We start from the raw sequence: 14773 nt of genomic DNA on the forward strand, positions 1-14773 counted from the left end.
GTCGCTCAGGCGGGCGAATAGCCGATCATCCAGTCGACGCCGAACCGATCCGTGAACATCCCGAAGGTGCCGCCCCAGGGCGGTGTCTCGTACGGCATCCTCACCTCGCCGCCGGCCGAGAGCCCGTCCCACAGGGCCTGAAGACGTGCCTCGTCGTCGCCGCTGATCGAGACCGAGAAGCCGGCGGGCGGCGCGGAGGGCATGCTGCTCGGAGTATCGGAGGCCATGAGGACCAGACCGTCGTCGGTGGTGATCTGACCGTGCATGATGAGGTGCTCGTCGCCCTCGGGAGCCATGTCCGGGAAGGCTCCGAACTCATCCAGCGACAGATCTCCGCCGAGCACCGAGTGGTAAAACCCGAGGGCGTCGCGCGCCGTGTCTCGGAACGTCAGGTACGGGTTGAGGGTGAGCGGCATCAGCGGTGTCCCTTCGCGTCGCGCAGCGGGCTCCCGCTGCCCGACCAGTGTCGCGGCGCCCTGCGGCCCCCGCAAGAGGACGCCGCTACAGCTGCGCGCCGTCGTCGTCGCGGTCGTAGATGCCCTGATTGCGGCCGCGGCGGGACTCGTAGGCGATGAGCCAGCCGATGGACACGGCCGCGGCGAGGACGAGGCCGAGCCAGATGTTGTCCATCACGAGGCCGAACAGGATGCCGGCGGCGAAGACGAGCACCGCCCCGAGCGCCCAAAAGGTGTGTCCTCGTTCCCATCGCCGCGTCGCCATGCTCCCACCCTAGGACGCGGCGGCCATCCGGATGAGCGTGGCGGAGGTGAAGCTCTCGCATCCTCGGCAACGTGGCGACGCCGGTCGTCGTCGCGCACGGCGAGCACGGCGGGGCCGCCGTCACCGGCGGCGGTGGTCCTCGGGGTGCAGCCGCGGCCCGCGGCGGGGCTCCTGCACGCCGCTCGCGCCGATGAGCCGGATGACCCGCTGCCGATGTCCGCGCCAGGGCTCTAGGAGCTCGGCCATGCCGTCGTCGTCGACTCGGGAGCCGGTCAGCGCATAGCCCACCTGGTGGGCGACGTGGTAGTCGCCGAAGCTGACGGCATCCGGGTCGCCGAAAGCCCGGATCCGCGTCTCGGCGCTGGTCCACACGCCGATGCCGGGAAGGCTCGTGAGGATCCTCTCGCGGTCCTCGCCGGTCGTGGCGGCGGTGACGGCGCGCTCGATCGACGTGCGTCGCTGCGCGGCCGCGACGACCGTCCGCGACTGCGGGGGCTCGAGTCCGGCTCGGTGCCAGTCCCAGCTTGGGATGCGGTGCCAGTCGGCGGGCGGCGCGAACAGCGGGATCGGCGTGGGCCCCGGGGCGCGTTCGCCGAAACGCGAGACGATCCAGCGCCATGCGCCGAACGCCTGCAGCCCGGTGACCTTCTGCTCGAAGATGGCGCTGGCCAGCGCGTCGAAGACGAGGTCCGTCGCGCCGATCCGCAGGTCGGGGCGACGTCGGTGCGTGTCGGCGATGAGCGGATGCCGGGACGCGTCGAACCCCTCGAGGTCGTCGTCGGCGCCGCACAGCCGCGGCAGCTGATCGAGGGTCCAGGCGGCCCCCGGTCCCCAGGCGGCGGCGCGGACGGTCCGCAGCCCCGGCCGGATGGCGATCGTCGCGACGCCCTCGGGGGTCCGTGTGGCCCGCCAGACCACGCCGTCGATCGTGCGCTGCGTCGGGTCGTGCGCACCGCGCTGCTGGTATCGGATCGCGCCCATCGTGTCGGCGGGCGCGCCGGGCCGGTACTCGGCCTCGAGGGGTCGCAGCGATGGCGCCGCCGCGGCGCGCGGCATCCGTTCGCGCACTCCCGAGGTCATGGCGCCCACCCTACGTCGGGGCGCTGACAGTGGGCCTCAGAACCGGTCGGGCGAGGGCGTGCCGGCGCCGTAGCGGATCACGACGTCGGCGTGCCGGTCGAAGCGGTAGCCGACGCCGCGGACGGTGCGGACGATGTCCTCGTACCGGCCGAGCTTCGAGCGCAGGCGGCGCACGTGGACGTCGATGGTCCGTTCGCCGGGTGCCTCGTCGCCGTCGGTGTGGCTCCACAGCGACGACACCAGCTCGGTGCGCTCGATGGTCCGGCCCTCTCGCAGGACCAGGTACTGCAGCAGCTCGAACTCCTTGAAGGTGAGCGCCGCGGTCTCGCCGTCGATGTGCACGCGACGGCGCGAGATGTCGATCGTGACGCCGCCGGGGACGTGCTCGACGATCGGCTCCTCGGGCTTGGTGCGGGCGACGGCGGCGGGTTCGTGCAGCGCGAGGCGGACGACGTCGACGTCACGGCCGCCGGCGCCGGCGGGGGCGAGCGCCACGGTGGCGTGCGTCTCGGCGGAGGGCGCGAGCTCGGCCAGCGTGCGGCGGAGCGCGTCGACGAGCACCGACAGGCTCACGCCGTCGGCGGCGGCCTTCGCCTCGTCGATGCCGACGTAGAGGGCGAACCCGCGCGGGGCGGTGCCGGCGGGAAGGGCCGGGGTCGTCGGGGCGGCCGCGGCGGGCACGATGTCCTCGACGGCGCGGAGGTGACGGGGGGCGGCGGCGCGGGTGAGGAGAGCAGAGGTCGACATGGTGATGTCCTTCGAAGGGGGGATCCGAGCGACGGGCCGGATCCGAGGTGTTGCGCGGTGGCCTTCCGAGAGGCCGTTGTGCGAGGGCGCCGGCGTCCGCGTTGTGGGCGGACCTACCGGAGCCTCGGGGGTCGTGGCGACGCCGTGTTCAGAAACGGCGGCGCGACCCAGCGGGGATCACCGTGTCAGCGGCACATTCGGCAACACATGACAGCACGCTGCGGCATCATGATGCCGGCAGTTCCGTTCGCCTCCTGGGCGGACAGAGTGCGTGCGATGTCAGTCATGTGCCTGATTATGACGAAGCGTGTCGGAAGGTGTCAAATCGCCTGGATGCCGGGTCGCTCACGTGACGGAATGTGACACATTGCTCAGTCCGGTGCCGATGTCGCCCGCCGGGCGTAGCGTGAAGGCATGAGCGAACTCCTGTTCACCGACGAGAAGGATGCCTCCCGCTACACCCTTCACCGGGGTGACGACCTCGTGAGCGTCCTGGACTACCGGGACGACGGCCGGTCGGTCGCGCTGACGCGGGCGTACACGATCCCCACGTTCCGGGGGTCGGGCTTCGCGGGAGAGCTCGTCGCACGCGCCGTCGCCGACCTCGAGTCGCGCGGTGACCGCACCGTCATCCCGGTGTGCTGGTACGTGGCCGACTGGTTCGGCGAGCACCCCGAGCATTCCGACCTCCTGCACGCGCGCCGCGCGAGCTGACGAACACCCATCGAGAGGAGCGGCCATGGACCGCAGCGCATCAGCAGACGACCTTCCCGAGGGCCTGGTCGAGCCCGCCCCCGCGGCGACGAGCAACGAGGCGAAGGAAGCCGCCGACGAGGCCGATCGCGGCCACTCCGGCGAACCGGCCGCGCTGTCCCCGGACGGCACGCCGGACGGGGCATCCGACGCCTTCGTCGAGAGCGCCGAGATCCAGCAGGGCCTCGACCCCGATCTCGTGACCGACGAGCAGGCCGACGAGCAGGCGGACGAGCGCTGAGCCGCTGAGTCGCTGAGCCGATCTCGGCCGGCGATCTCAGCCGGTGACGAGCCGCACGATCTCACGGGCGGCGGGTGTCGCGTCGTCGATCAGCGTCTCGTGGCCATGACCGGGAACCGTGGAGCGGCGGGCATCCGGCAGCAGCGACGCCACCTCGTCGCACCATCGACGAGGCGAGACGCGGTCCTTGCCGCCGCGGATGACGAGGGCGGGCACACGCACGTCCGGATAGACGCGCTCCGGCCGATGGCTGAACGCCGACCGGACCTTGCCTCGCAGGTTCGGTCCGGCGCGCAGGTATTCGCGGGCGCCGAGCCAGATGACCTTGGGACTCTCGCCGACGACGTCAGCCGCCAGCCGCAGGAACTGCGTGAGCGGATGCCGTGCGCGCCGATCGACGGTCGGCGCGACGAGCACGACGTGCGAGGCGAGCTCGGGATGTCGGACGGCGATCTCGACCACCACCTGCGTCCCCATCGAATGGCCGACGAGGACGACCGGCCCGCGGTCCGTCCGACGCAGATAGGCGGCGACGATGTCGGCCATCCGCTCGATCGTCGGCGTCCGCGCCGGCTCCGGCGCTTCGCCGTATCCGGGCAGGTCGATCGCGATGCAGAAGCCGTGAGGCGCGAGCCGGGACACCAGGTCGCCGAAGACGCGGCGCCCCATGCCGATGCCGTGCACGAGGAGGAACGTCACGCGCGCCGCCGGGTCGCCGGCGGACTCGGCCACGATCTGCGCCCCATCGACGGTGAACCGCTCGTGGACGGTGTCGGCGGGCAGATCGGTCACCCCCCGAGCGTATTGCCCTGTCCGGCGGCGCCGTGTCGGCGTAGCCTGACCGCCATGTGCCGCAACATCGTGCCGCTCCACAACTTCGAGCCGCCCGCGACGGATACCGAGTGTCACGACGCCGCGCTCCAGTTCGTCCGCAAGATCACCGGGACGACGAAGCCGTCGAAGGCGAACCAGGAGGTCTTCGATCGGGCGGTCGCCGAGATCGCGCACGCGACCAGGCATCTGCTCGACGACCTCGTGACCGCCGCGCCGCCCAAGGACCGGGCGGCGGAGGCGGCCAAGCGCCAGGAGCGCTCGGCGGACCGGTACGAGGCGCTGCGCCGGTTCCAGGACGAGAGACGCGCCGCGCGCGCCGTGTCCTGACCTTGCCCGGAGGCCCCCCGCCGCCCGACCGGGCCCGGGAGGCGACTAATCTGGGACGGCCATGACAGCACCTTCCACCGCCAGCATCCCCCTGACCACCGCTCACCGCTGGCGTGCGTTCTGGGTCTCGGTCTCCGTCGCCGCATTCACGATCCTCGACCTCAGCAAGATCAACGTCGGGCTGCCCTCCCTCGAGGCCTCGCTCGGCGCCTCGTCGACGCAGCTGCAGCTCGTGGTCTCGGGCTACATCCTCGCGTTCGGCCTCGCACTCGTGCCGTTCGGCCGCCTCGGCGACCAGCGCTCGCGCAAGACGCTCATGATCGTCGGGCTCAGCCTGTTCACGGTCGCGAGCACCCTCTGCGCGCTGGCCCCGACGATCGAGGTGCTGCTCGCGGCGCGCCTGCTGCAGGGGCTCGCGGCGGGCATCCAGATGCCGCAGGTGATGGGCACCATCCAGCAGCTGTTCGTGGGCAAGGAGCGCGGCCGCGCATTCGGTCTGTTCGGCGCCACGATCGGCATCGCGACGGCCTTCGGCCCCACACTCGGCGGACTGATGGTCGCCGCCGGCGGCGACACGGAGGGGTGGCGCTGGATCTTCTGGTTCAACGTGCCGCTGTGCCTGCTCGTCCTCGCCGGAGTGATCGTGCTGCTGCCGCAGACGCGGATGCCGTCGCGCGATCGGCTGCAGCTCGACCCGGTCGGCGTCGTGATCTTCGCGATCACGATCATCGCCCTGATGTGGCCGTTCCTGTTCACGACCGGCTCGTCCGAGGACGATCCGAACCGCTGGTGGGTGCTGGCGGTGTTCGGCCTCTTCGCGGTCGCGTTCTTCTGGTGGGAGCGGCGCTACGCGGCATCCGGCAAGCAGCCGCTCATCCCTTTCGGGATGTTCCGCATCACGTCGTTCCGCAACGGGACGCTGGTGATCATCGCCTACTTCACGGCCATCCCGCCGATGTTCCTGCTGACGACGCTGTTCCTGCAGGTCGGCGTCGGCATCTCGCCGGTGTTCGCCGGGATGGTCTCCATCGGGTTCGCCGTCGCGAGCGCGGTGGCGTCGTACTACGGCGGCGTGCTCGTCGCGCGGATCGGGCGCCAGCTCGTCACGATCGGCCTCGCCGTGGTCCTCGTCAGTGTCGTCGCACTCGCGATCGTCGCGTACACGCTGCCTCCCGAGGTCGTGGCCTACGGCATGGCCGGCGCGCTCCTGGTCGCCGGCATCGGCGGCGGATTCGTCGTCGCGCCGAACCAGACCATCACGCTGTCCGAGATCCCGGTGCGCGACGGCGGCCTCGCCGGCTCCGTGGGACAGCTCGGCCAGCGGGTCGGCACGTCGGTGGGAACCGCGATCGGACTCTCGCTCTTCTACGCGACGATCTTCCGCGAGACCGACACGGGTCTGTCCTCGCTGGCGATCTACCACGACGCGTACGCGCTGGGCATGGCCGCGGTCGCCGGGTTCGTCGCGCTCGCGCTGCTGTTCGCCGTCACCGACCTCGTCTCGACGCGCCGCCGCGAGCGGACCTGACCTCCCGCCCGCACGCCTCGCGGACGATGTCCGAGGTCGCACCTACCGTGACACCATGCGAATCCTGCACACCTCCGACTGGCACATCGGGCGGACCTTTCACGGTCACTCCACGCTCGATGCGCTCCGCGGCGTGCTCGAGGAGCTGACCTCGCAGGTGCGGACCCACGGCGTCGACGTCGTGATCGTCGCCGGCGACGTCTTCGACTCGGCGACGCCCGCGGCCGGCTGCTACACCCTCCTCTCCGACACGCTGCGCGGCCTGGCCGACGCCGGGGCGACCGTGATCGTCACCAGCGGCAACCACGACTCGGCCGCACGCCTCGGGTTCCAGGCCGGACTGCTGCGCGACGGCATCCACGTCCTCACCGATCCGGACGCCGTCGGCACGCCGCTCACGGTGTCCGACGCCGACGGCCCGGTGCACTTCTACGGCATCCCCTACCTCGAGCCGGCGCTCCTGCGCCATCGGGACGACGGCTGGGCGAACGCCCGGACCCAGGCCGCCGTCCTCGGCCACGCGATGGACCGCATCCGCACCGACCTCGCCGTGCGCGGCGGCCGGTCCGTCGCAATCGCCCACTGCTTCGCCGCCGGCGTCGAGCCCACGCCCTCCCTCGAGCGCGACATCCAGCAGGGCGGGCTCGACATCGTGCCGCTGTCCACCTTCGACGGCGTGGACTACATGGCACTCGGCCACATCCACGGGCGCCAGCAGCTCTCGACGCACGTGCGCTACGCCGGAGCGCCGCTGCACTACAGCTTCGGCGAGGGGGACAAGCCGCGCGGCTCCTGGCTCGTCGACCTCGACGAGACGGGGCTGAGGTCGGTCGAATGGCTCGCGCTCCCGGTTCCCCGGCGACTCGTCACCCTGCGGGGTCCGCTCGCGCAGATCCTGACGGATGCCGCGCACGCGGAACACGCCGAGGCGTGGGTGTGCGTCGAGTACACCGACGATCTGCCCGAGCCCGACCCGCTGCGCCGACTGCAGGCGCGATTCCCGTTCTGCGCGCGCGTCGTGCACGCTCCGGCTGCGGCGCGCGCGCGTGACACGCTGACGTACGTCGACCGCGTCCGGGCGGCGCGATCGGACCGCGAGCTCGTCGACGCGTTCCTCACGCACGTGCGCGACGGGCAGGGCGCGTCCGACCGCGAGGCCGGCGTCCTCGACGACGTGCTCGCCGATCGGGTTCGCGAAAAGGCCGTCGCATGAAGCTCCACCGGTTGGAGCTGACCGGGTTCGGACCGTTCCGCGAGCGGCAGGTCATCGACTTCGACGCCTTCGACGGCGACGGACTGTTCCTCATCTCTGGCCGCACCGGGGCGGGCAAGTCCAGCATCCTCGACGGGGTCAGCTTCGCGCTCTACGGGTCGGTTCCCCGCTACGAGGGTGGCGACCGTCGTCTGCGCAGCGACCACAGCTCGCTGGCGGACGCCACCGAGGTCCGGCTGGAGTTCACCGTGGGCGCCACGCGGTGGCGCATCTCCCGCGCTCCCGAGTACGAGCGTCCCGCCAAGCGGGGCGGCGGGGTCACGCTCGAACCTGCCCGCGCCGAACTCGAGGAACTCGTCGACGGCATCTGGATCGGTCGCGCCGCCAAGCAGCGCGAGGTCGGGCAGCTGCTCGACGAGGTGCTCGGCCTCAGCGCGCAGCAGTTCCAGCAGGTGATCCTGCTGGCGCAGAACAAGTTCTCCCGGTTCCTCCTGGCGGGCAACGCCGAGCGGCAGCAGCTGCTCCGCACCCTTTTCGGGACACGGCGCTTCGAACAGTACAAAGAAACGCTCGAGCAGCGGCGCCGCGATGCCCAGAAGCAGGTCGACGAGGGCGGCGCCGAGGTGCGGACCCTCCTGGATGTGGCCGAGCGCGATGTCCGGACGCACGGGCTGATGGGCGATGAGCAGGCGCTCGAGCCGGATCTCCCCGGCCGTCGAGCGGCACTCGAGCGGGCGATCGCCCGCGCCGACTACCGGGTGGAGGTAAGGGCGAACGAGCGCACCGCGGCAGAGGGAACCGCCGTCGTCGCCGGAGCGCGGCACCGCGAGCTCACCGCCCGGGCCCAGCGTCTCGCCGACCTCGCCGCGGCCCGCGCCGACCTCGCCGCGCGGGAGGGCGAGGCTCCGGCGATCGCCGAGAGCCGGGAGCGCCTTGCTCGCGCCGCCGCCGCCGAGGCGATGCGTGCGTCCGTCGATGCGGCCGAGCGCGCGGCGGCGGCGTTCGCCGAGGTGGATGCCGCCCGGGTCGACGCGGAGGAGCGCTGGATCCAGGCCGGTGGCGACAGCGCCGACGAGCTGGCAGACGTCGTGCAGGCGCTGACGGGTGCTATCGCACGGGCCGAGGACGCCGTCGATGCCGAACGGCGCCTGGCGGATCTCGACACGGAACGGCGGGAACGCGGCGACGAGATCGCGGCACTCGAGGCCGCGCTCGCGGATCTGGGGGCGCAGCTCGCGGCGGTACCGCCCGAGCGCGCCGCTGTCCAGGACGACCTCACCGGCGCGCGCACCGCCGCGGCGCGGCTGGACGACCTGACGGCGACGCGCGCCCAGCTCGCCTCGCAGCTGGGCGCGGCGCGCACCGTGGCGCGGCTCGAGGAGCGAAAGGACGCCGCGGCCGCCCGCTACCTCGTGGCGACGGAGGCGTCGACCGCGGCGAGTGCCGCCGTGAGCGACCTGCTCCGCCGGCGGCTGCGCGGCTACGCCGGTGAGCTCGCTGCCGCACTCTCGCCGGGTGAGGCCTGCGCGGTGTGCGGATCGGTCGAGCATCCGTCGCCGGCGTCGCCCGACGTCGACGCCGTCACCGACGACGACCTCGCGTCCGCCGAGGCTGCACGCGACGCCGCGGCCGGCGCGGAGCGCGCCGCCGGCACCGCCGCCGCCGCCGCCCGCGAGGCCCTGGCCGTCGCGGTCACCGGGTCCGGCGGTCGCGAGGTGGAGGCGCTTTCCGTCGACCTCGCCGCCGTCGAGACGGAACTGGTCACGGCGACCGCCGCGGACGGCCGTGTCGATGCGCTCATCCGCCGGCTCGATGGGCTCGCGGAGCTCGAGGCGGCGGGTCGTCGCGAGCAGACGGAGCTCGCCGCCCGCCTCGCCGCAGCGCGCGAAGAGCATGCCGCCGGCGAGGCGACCCGCGCGGCGCTCACCCGCGACGTCGCCGGAGCGCGCGGCGAGCACGAGTCGGTCGCCGCCCGCCTCGAGTCGGACAGTCGCCGCCGTCGCCTCGCTCAGACTCTTCTCGACGCGCGGCAGGCCGCCGCCGACCGTGCGCGTGTCGTCGGCGAGGCGGATGCCGACCTCGCCGCGCGCATCGCCGCCTCCGACTTCGCCGACGTCGCCGAGGTCGTCGCCGCGCTGCTGCCCGCAGATGTCTGGAGCGCGCTCGAGGCCCGCGTGGCCGCGCACGCGGCAGCGCTCACCGCCGCTCGTGCGCGGACGCTCGAGCTCGAACTCGACACCGTCGATCTCGAGGTGGACGACGAGGCGGTCGCCGCCGCCGCGCAGGCCGCGATCGACGCCGAGGCGGCGCGCTCTGCGGCGATCGCCGCCGCGGCCGATGCGGCCCTCGTCGCGACGAGCCTGCACGACCTGCTCGCCCGGATCGACGCCGCCGCCGCCGAGATCGCGGCGAAGGCCGAGGAGGCCGCCGCGGTCACGCGCCTCGCCGACACCGTCGCGGGACGCGCGCCGAACACGATGAAGATGGACCTCGAGACCTTCGTCCTCGCCGCGGAGCTCGAGGAGATCGTCTCCTCGGCGAACCTCCGGCTCGCCGAGATGTCGTCCGGCCGGTACACGCTGCAGCACTCCGATGCCCGCCAGGCGCGCGGCGCCGCCTCGGGACTGTCCATCGAGGTCCTCGACGCGCACACCGGACGCTCCCGCTCACCGCAGTCCCTCTCGGGCGGTGAGACGTTCCTCGCCTCGCTCGCTCTCGCGCTCGGCCTCGCCGAAGTCGTCACGTCGCGGGCGGGCGGCATCCGTCTCGACACCCTCTTCATCGACGAGGGCTTCGGCTCACTCGATCCCGAGACGCTCGAGCTCGCGATGCGCACCCTCGATGAGCTGCGCGCCGGCGGCCGTGTGGTCGGCGTCATCAGTCATGTCGAGACGATGAAGGAGCAGATCCCGGCACAGCTCGTCGTCCAGGCGACGCCGGAGGGGCCGAGCGTCGTCCGACAGTCCGTCGCCTCGTAGGGTGGAGGTATGAACAAAGGCATGCTCTGGACCATCGTCGGCGTGGTCGTCGCCGTCGTGATCGCGTGGGTCGTCGTCGACGTCGTCCTCAAGCTGGCGCTGCTGTTCGCGAAGATCGTCCTCGTGGCCGTGGTCGCACTGATCGTCTTCTTCGTCCTGCGCAGGCTGTTCAGCCGCCGCGACGCCTGACCGCCGCACGCCTGACCGCCGGAACGGTTCAGACGCCGTAGAGCTCGGCGACCCGGTCGCGCAATTGAGCGCTGCACGCGGCCACCGCGTCGCGCCAGTCGGTGATGGCGTCGTCCTGGGCGTTGTCGGAGACCGCCTTCAGCACGCGGATCGGCACGCCGAACTGCTGCGCCACCCAGATGTAGGCGTACGTCTCCATGTCGACCAGGATGCCGCCGAGCGCGCGGATCGCCGCGACGGTGCCGGCATCGTCCACGAAGTGGTCACCGGTGGCGATCGTCGTCCCCGACCGGCCGGCGATCGTGACCAGGGGCGGCAGTGACACGTGCTGCCCGGCGATCCCGTCGACATCGGACACATCGTGCTGCAGCGCCGCGGTGACGTCATGGACGCCCACCGTCGTGGCATCCACCGCGCCCGCCGTCCCGACCACCAGGATCTCGTCGTAGTCGGCCGCATCGAGCTCGCGCGTCAGGGCGTAGGTCGCCTGGAGCTTGCCCGGGCCGGTGACGAGGCGGGTGAACCCCGGCAGCTCGGCGGGGAAGGCGACGAGCTCGGAATCAAGCGCTGCGACCAGGAGCTTCATGTCGCCATCATTTCATCCGGCCCGCACGGCTCCACCAGGGTCCGCAAACCGACAGGATGGAGGGGTGCGGGGTCCGCCCCGCCGAAAGGACTCCTCATGACTCTCGCATCGGTGAAGCTGGACTCGCCGCAAGGGATCGCCGCCCGCCTGGGCTGGGACCCGGCCACCACCGCCCACGACCGCCGGCGGTCGCTCGCGCGGGAGCTCGTCGCCGCCGGTCTCGGCTGTGAACCGGGCGAGGTCACCGTGGATCGCGAGGAACCGAGGGGGTTCGGCTACCACCGTCGCCTGATCGCCACGCGCGCGGGCAGGACGGTCCCGATGACGATCGCGACCGCGAGTCACCGCGCGGCGACGATCGTCGCGGTGTGCGATCCGGCGACGCGCATCGGGCTCGATCTGCGCGATCCGCAGCCGGACGCCCGTGAACTCGCCCTCATGCGCCGGCACAGTCACGTCCTCGACGGGGCGAACGTGCGAGACCTCCTCGACCACTGGACGCACGTGCAGGCCGTTCTCGAAGCGGACGGCCGCGGCACGCGCGTGCTGCCCGAGCGGGTCATGCTCGGCACGGGCCGGCGGACGGGCTGGGTGCCCGATCGCGACGCGGTCTACACGCTCACCGACGCGTCACGGGACGCGTGGATCGTCACGATCGCCACCGCGGAGCCGGGGGCCCGGCGCGGCCGTTAGCCCGCGTACTCGGGGAGCGCGGCGTCCAGCTCGGCGAGCCAGGCGTTCGCGTTGCCGTCCGACGGCGCCCGCCAGTCGCCACGCGGCGACAGCGAGCCGGCCGGGGAGACCTTGGGAGCGTTCGGCACCGCGCTGCGCTTGAACTGCGCGAAGCCGAAGTAGCGCTTGTGGAAGACCCGCAGCCACTGCACGATCGTCTCGCGGTCGAAGCCGTAGCGGTCCTCGGCGGGGAAGCCGGCCGGCCAGCTGCCGGCATCCGGATCCGCCCACGCCTGCTCCGCGAGGAACACGATCTTCGACGGACGGAGACCGTACCGGAGCACGTGGAAGAGCGCGAAGTCGTGCAGCGCGTACGGGCCGATGGAATCCTCCGTGGACTGCACCTTGCCGTCTTCGCCTGCCGGCACGAGCTCGGGGCTGATCTCGGTGTCCAGAACCGCCTGCAGGATCCGCTTCGCGTCGTCGTTCAGGGTCGTCCCGGACTCGTCGCTGTGGGCGATCACCCATCGGATGAGGTGCTGGATGAGCGTCTTCGGGACGCCGGCGTTGACGCCGTAGTGCGCCATGTGATCGCCGACACCGTACGTCGCCCAGCCGAGCGCCAGCTCGGACAGGTCGGAGGTGCCGATGACGATGCCGCCGCGCTGGTTGGCCAGCCGGAACAGGAAGTCGGTGCGGGCGCCGGCCTGCACGTTCTCGAAGGTGACGTCGTACACCGGCTCGCCGCTGGCGAACGGGTGGCCGATGCCCTTCAGGATCTCGCCGGCCATCGGCCGGATGTCGATTGTCTCGATGGTCACCCCGAGCGCCTCGGCGAGGGCGATCGCGTTCGACTTCGTGGCATCGCCGGTGGCGAAGCCCGGCATCGTGAACGCGAGGATGTCGCTCCGCGGGCGCTCCATGCGGTCCATCACGCGCGTGACGACGAGGAGCGCGTGCGTCGAGTCGAGTCCGCCCGACACGCCGATGACGGGCCGCGGGGAGCCGATGGCCCGCAGCCGCTGCTCGAGCCCGGACACCTGGATGTTGAACGCCTCGTAGCAGTCCAGGTCGAGCCGGGCCGGGTCGTCCGGCACGAAGGGGAAGCGGTCGAGCGGACGGCGCAGCCCGGTGACGGATGCCGGCACCCCCACCTCGAACGGGATCGTGCGGAAGTCGGAGTCGACGCTGCCGGTCTGGATGCCGACGCCGCGACGGTTGTCGTCGAACGTGCCCTGCCGGATGCGGTCCTGGCGCAGCCGGTCGAGGTCGATGTCGGCGACGGCCCGCCGGGGGCCGTCGGGGAAGCGCTCGGTCTCGGCGAGGAGCGTGCCGCCCTCGTAGATCATCGTCTGGCCGTCCCACGACACGTCGTTGGTGGACTCGCCCTGTCCGGCGGCGGCGTACACGTACGCGGCCGCGCAGCGGAAGGACTGCGACTGCGTGAGGATGCGGCGGTCCTCGGCGCGGGCGATCGTGATGGGGCTGCTGGAGAGGTTGACGAGGATCGTCGCCCCGGCCAGCGCGGCGTGCGAGGACGGCGGGACGGGGACCCAGTAGTCCTCGCACACCTCCGCGAACACTCGCAGGTCGGAGACGTCGGTCGCCTCGAAGATGAGGTCCGGACCGAACGGCGCGGAGAGCTCGCCGCGGTCGAACCACTGCCCACGGGTGTCGTCGCCGGGCGCGTACCAGCGGCGCTCGTAGAACTCGCGGTAGGTGGGGATGTAGGACTTCGGGGCGATGCCGAGCACCTCGCCGCGCTGGATGGCGACGGCGCAGTTGTAGAGCCGGTTCCCGTGCCGCAGCGGAGCCCCGATGAGCAGGAGGGTGGGCAGGTCGGCGGTCTCGGCGGCGATCCGCAGCAGCTGGGCCTCGACAGCGTCGAGGACCGCGTCCTGCATCACGAGGTCTTCGATCGAATAGCCCGACAGGCAGAGCTCCGGGAACACGGCGACCGCCACGCCGTCGTCGGCGCAGGCGCGCGCCGCGTCGAGGATCGTGTCGGCGTTGGCGGCGGGGTCGGCGATGCCGACGGGGACGGTGCACGCGGCGACGCGCGCGTACCCGTGACGGTAAGGGTTCTCGAAGGGCAGGTCCTCGCTCACCGCTTCAGTCTGTCAGGTGGGCTGCGGCCGTGCAGGGGCTTGTGGTTTCATGCGGGGATGCCTATGCCCGAGGGCGGCGACGCCTCTGCCGCACCGCCGTACTCGCTGCCGGCGGGGTGGCGGGCAGGGGAGCGGCACCGCGGCGCGTCGGCACACGCCGACCCGGTCATCGTCGCGGCGGCCGGCGCGGACACCGCTGGATCGCGCGCCCACCTGTTCCGCGAGCGGACGCCGCGGGTCTGGCTCGCCGCGTCGTCGACCGTTGCGGGCGCGGCGGCCGCGACCCTGTTCGGTGCCCCCTCGCTCCTCGTCCGCGACAGCGCCGGGTGGCTGCTGCTCTTCTTCCTCCCGGCGGCGCTCGCCGGCCTCCTGCTGCTGGTCACGGGCGTCCGGGCGTTCGTGTCGATCTGGCGTCGGCGCTCCTCCGCCCGCTCGCGCCTCGGTGTCATCCTCGACCCGCGCGGCATCACCTGGCACCATCGCGGTGGCACTGAGCGCGTCGCCTGGACGGACGTCCGCGCCGTCCGTCCGGCCGTCCACGCGACGACGGCGCACCGGAGCGAGGGACAGCCGTGGGTCCATCTGGACCTCGCGGCCCGGCCCGACCCGGTGACGCTGAATCTCGACACCCTCGCTGGCCCGCCGTGGCTCGTCTACACGGCGGTGCGGTACTGGGTCGACCACCCCGATGACCGTGCCGAGCTCGGAACCGCGTCCGCGGACCGCCGGATGGCGGCCTGGCGGCAGGCGATGCGCACCGGTGATGTCGTCGCCCCCGATTAGTGTCGAAACCGAGG

Annotated in this window: 16 protein-coding genes; 9 read left to right on the top strand and 7 right to left on the bottom strand. The window is 72.4% G+C overall.

Going from position 1 to position 14773, the window contains the following annotated elements; genetic code table 11:
* Window positions 1-5: 5 nt before the first annotated feature.
* From AB3M83_RS04105 to AB3M83_RS04120, 4 genes are all read right to left on the bottom strand, one after another.
* Entirely contained in the window at window positions 6-416 is a 411-nt protein-coding gene (locus tag AB3M83_RS04105) for a VOC family protein (protein ID WP_412945342.1), read from the bottom strand.
* A gap of 85 nt (window positions 417-501) precedes the next feature.
* Window positions 502-720, bottom strand: a complete 219-nt coding sequence (locus AB3M83_RS04110) for a hypothetical protein (protein WP_412945343.1) — start codon at window positions 718-720, stop codon at window positions 502-504.
* Between the two features lie 120 nt (window positions 721-840).
* Entirely contained in the window at window positions 841-1800 is a 960-nt protein-coding gene (locus tag AB3M83_RS04115) for a DNA-3-methyladenine glycosylase family protein (protein WP_412945344.1), read from the bottom strand.
* A 36-nt stretch (window positions 1801-1836) separates the two neighbouring features.
* Window positions 1837-2547, bottom strand: a complete 711-nt coding sequence (locus tag AB3M83_RS04120; protein WP_412945345.1) for a winged helix-turn-helix domain-containing protein — start codon at window positions 2545-2547, stop codon at window positions 1837-1839.
* Window positions 2548-2961: 414 nt separating this feature from the next.
* Between AB3M83_RS04120 and AB3M83_RS04125 the strand changes: the two genes are divergently transcribed.
* Both AB3M83_RS04125 and AB3M83_RS04130 read left to right on the top strand, forming a co-directional pair.
* On the top strand, window positions 2962-3261 hold the full coding sequence (locus tag AB3M83_RS04125) for a GNAT family N-acetyltransferase (protein ID WP_412945347.1): 300 nt from the start codon (window positions 2962-2964) through the stop codon (window positions 3259-3261).
* 25 nt (window positions 3262-3286) lie between these two features.
* Complete coding sequence (locus AB3M83_RS04130) at window positions 3287-3541, top strand: hypothetical protein (protein ID WP_412945348.1); 255 nt, start codon at window positions 3287-3289, stop codon at window positions 3539-3541.
* Window positions 3542-3577: 36 nt separating this feature from the next.
* On the opposite strand, the gene AB3M83_RS04135 is transcribed toward AB3M83_RS04130, so the two are convergent.
* Entirely contained in the window at window positions 3578-4333 is a 756-nt protein-coding gene (locus tag AB3M83_RS04135; protein WP_412945349.1) for an alpha/beta fold hydrolase, read from the bottom strand.
* 54 nt (window positions 4334-4387) lie between these two features.
* On the opposite strand from AB3M83_RS04135, the gene AB3M83_RS04140 reads away from it, so the two are divergent.
* From AB3M83_RS04140 to AB3M83_RS04160, 5 genes are all read left to right on the top strand, one after another.
* On the top strand, window positions 4388-4702 hold the full coding sequence (locus AB3M83_RS04140) for a DUF2277 domain-containing protein (RefSeq protein ID WP_412945351.1): 315 nt from the start codon (window positions 4388-4390) through the stop codon (window positions 4700-4702).
* 61 nt (window positions 4703-4763) lie between these two features.
* On the top strand, window positions 4764-6230 hold the full coding sequence (locus AB3M83_RS04145) for an MFS transporter (RefSeq protein WP_412945353.1): 1467 nt from the start codon (window positions 4764-4766) through the stop codon (window positions 6228-6230).
* Between the two features lie 55 nt (window positions 6231-6285).
* Window positions 6286-7443, top strand: a complete 1158-nt coding sequence (locus tag AB3M83_RS04150; protein ID WP_412945355.1) for an exonuclease SbcCD subunit D — start codon at window positions 6286-6288, stop codon at window positions 7441-7443.
* A complete protein-coding gene (locus AB3M83_RS04155) occupies window positions 7440-10421 on the top strand; it encodes an AAA family ATPase (RefSeq protein WP_412945356.1) in 2982 nt (993 codons plus the stop codon). Before AB3M83_RS04150 ends, AB3M83_RS04155 begins: the two co-directional genes overlap by 4 nt.
* 9 nt (window positions 10422-10430) lie before the next feature.
* Entirely contained in the window at window positions 10431-10610 is a 180-nt protein-coding gene (locus tag AB3M83_RS04160) for a hypothetical protein (RefSeq protein WP_412945358.1), read from the top strand.
* Between the two features lie 28 nt (window positions 10611-10638).
* Here the strand turns inward: AB3M83_RS04160 and AB3M83_RS04165 are convergent, their stop codons facing one another.
* On the bottom strand, window positions 10639-11196 hold the full coding sequence (locus tag AB3M83_RS04165; protein WP_412945360.1) for a phosphorylase family protein: 558 nt from the start codon (window positions 11194-11196) through the stop codon (window positions 10639-10641).
* Between the two features lie 96 nt (window positions 11197-11292).
* Here AB3M83_RS04165 and AB3M83_RS04170 point away from each other — a divergent pair, with 96 nt between their 5' ends.
* The gene (locus tag AB3M83_RS04170; RefSeq protein WP_412945362.1) at window positions 11293-11889 is read left to right on the top strand and encodes a hypothetical protein; all 597 of its coding nucleotides are present in this window, start codon (window positions 11293-11295) and stop codon (window positions 11887-11889) included.
* Here the strand turns inward: AB3M83_RS04170 and AB3M83_RS04175 are convergent.
* Window positions 11886-13976: an NAD(+) synthase gene (locus AB3M83_RS04175; RefSeq protein ID WP_412945363.1), complete on the bottom strand. Its 2091-nt coding sequence runs from the start codon at window positions 13974-13976 to the stop codon at window positions 11886-11888. The genes AB3M83_RS04170 and AB3M83_RS04175 overlap by 4 nt on opposite strands.
* A 57-nt stretch (window positions 13977-14033) precedes the next feature.
* Between AB3M83_RS04175 and AB3M83_RS04180 the strand changes: the two genes are divergently transcribed.
* Complete coding sequence (locus AB3M83_RS04180) at window positions 14034-14759, top strand: hypothetical protein (RefSeq protein ID WP_412945365.1); 726 nt, start codon at window positions 14034-14036, stop codon at window positions 14757-14759.
* Window positions 14760-14773 lie beyond the last annotated feature (14 nt).

The organism is Microbacterium pasadenense (assembly GCF_047246565.1).
Taxonomy (GTDB): Bacteria; Actinomycetota; Actinomycetes; order Actinomycetales; family Microbacteriaceae; genus Microbacterium.